This window comes from Methylobacterium sp. WL19 (assembly GCF_008040005.1).
GTDB lineage: Bacteria > Pseudomonadota > Alphaproteobacteria > Rhizobiales > Beijerinckiaceae > Methylobacterium > Methylobacterium bullatum.
Window position 1 is genome coordinate 1 of sequence record NZ_VRVC01000256.1, and the last position, 1642, is coordinate 1642.

Annotated in this window: 2 protein-coding genes and 1 pseudogene; all 3 read left to right on the forward strand. The window is 69.7% G+C overall.

The features are described from left to right. Positions 1-359, forward strand: a 359-nt coding sequence (locus tag FV220_RS24880; protein WP_147833573.1) for an ATP-binding cassette domain-containing protein, incomplete at its 5' end; no start/stop codon positions are given. Then, positions 332-1168: an extracellular solute-binding protein gene (locus tag FV220_RS24885; protein ID WP_147833574.1), complete on the forward strand. Its 837-nt coding sequence runs from the start codon at positions 332-334 to the stop codon at positions 1166-1168. The genes FV220_RS24880 and FV220_RS24885, both read left to right, overlap by 28 nt. Before the next feature lie 120 nt (positions 1169-1288). Next, positions 1289-1642, forward strand: a pseudogene (locus FV220_RS24890) (hypothetical protein); the annotation flags it as partial.

Below are 1642 nucleotides of genomic sequence, written 5' to 3' on the forward strand. Positions count from 1 at the left end.
GCGCTCCGGCCACCCGCCTGTCGGGGGGCGAGCAGCAGCGCCTCGCCCTCGCGCGGGCCTGGGCGCGGGCGCCCGATCTCCTCTTGCTCGACGAGCCCACCGCCAATCTCGATCCGGCCTCGTCCCACGTCATCGAGGATCTCGTGGCGTCGATGGCGGTGGCCGGCACGAAGGTCGTCCTCGTCTCGCACAATCTCGGTCAGGTCATGCGTCTGGCCGAGGATGTGGTCGTCCTCGCCGCCGGCCTCGCCGTCGAGCATGGACCCGTGCGTTCCACCCTGTCATCCCCCCGTTCGCCGCAGGCGCGGGCCTATCTCACCGGAGAAATGCCATGGACTTCCTTCGCCGCTCTCTCCTGAGCTTCGGCCTCCTCGTCGCCGTCTCCGGATTGTCGTCCGCACCGGGTGTCGCCGAGCCCGCCGAGACCATCACGGTGGCCTCCACCACCTCCACCGAGCAATCCGGCTTGTTCAAGGAGCTGCTGCCGGCATTCAACCAGGCCAGCGGCATCGGCGTGAAGGTGGTCGCCCTCGGCACCGGGCAGGCCCTCGATGCGGCCCGACGTGGGGATGCCGACGTGGCCCTCGTCCACGACACCGCCGCCGAAGAAAAATTCGTCGGCGAGGGGTGGAGCGCGAAGCGCTATCCCGTGATGTACAACGACTTCGTCATCGTCGGCCCGAAGGACGATCCGGCCGGCGCGGCCGGCGCCAGCGTCGTCGAGGCCCTGCGCAAGATCGCCGCCGCCAAGGCGCCCTTCGTCTCGCGCGGCGACCGCTCGGGCACCCATAGCGCCGAGCTGCGCTACTGGAAGGAGGCCGGCCTCGATCTCGGCGCCGTGCGCGGCGATTGGTACAAGGATGTGGGCCAGGGGATGGGGCCGGCGCTCAACACCGCCTCGGCCGCCAATGCCTACGTCCTCAGTGACCGGGGCACGTGGCTGTCGTTCAAGAACCGGGGCGACCTCAAGATCCTGGTGGAAGGCGACAAGCGCCTCTTCAACCAATACGGCGTGATGGTCGTGAACCCGGAAAAACATCCGCATGTGAAGGCGAAGGCGGCGCAGGCCTTCGTGGATTGGCTCGTCTCGGCCCCGGGCCAGGCGGCCATCGCGGCCTACCGGATCGGTGGGGAGCAGCTCTTCTTTCCCAATGCGGAATCCCGATGACGGCCGGTCCCCGACGAACGGGCGCGCCGCGCCGCCCTTGACACCTTCCGCGTGCCGCGCACCTTCCTTGGTCAATCGCGCCGTTGCAGCTGCGGCGGCTGGCCTCGGGAGGGCCGTGTCATGATGGGTTTGAGTATCAGAGGATTGTCCATCGTCGCCGTGACGGCGGCGATGGCGATGGTTCCGGCAATCGCCTCGGCCGAATCGGCGGGCAAGCCGGCCAATATCTGCAAGGAACTTACGGCGTTCCTGCATCCGCCGGCTCAGCCGGCCGCGTCCGGTTCGGCTACGGCTCAGACGAGCACGGCCGTCACCGCCCCGGGCTCGGGCTCGCAGAAACCCTCCGGCAGCGAGACGCAGAAGGATTCGGGCCTGAGCGGTCCGACGGCCTCCAACGGTCCCGGTGCCTCGGGTCCCCAGGGGGCGACCCAGAACGCCGCGGCCCCCTCGGGCGCCTCGGCCCAGGCCCCGGCC

Coding starts and splice junctions, on each gene's coding strand:
- FV220_RS24885 (WP_147833574.1), top strand. CDS start 332: ATGGACTTCCTTCGCCGCTCTCTCCTGAGCTTCGGCCTCCTCGTCGCC.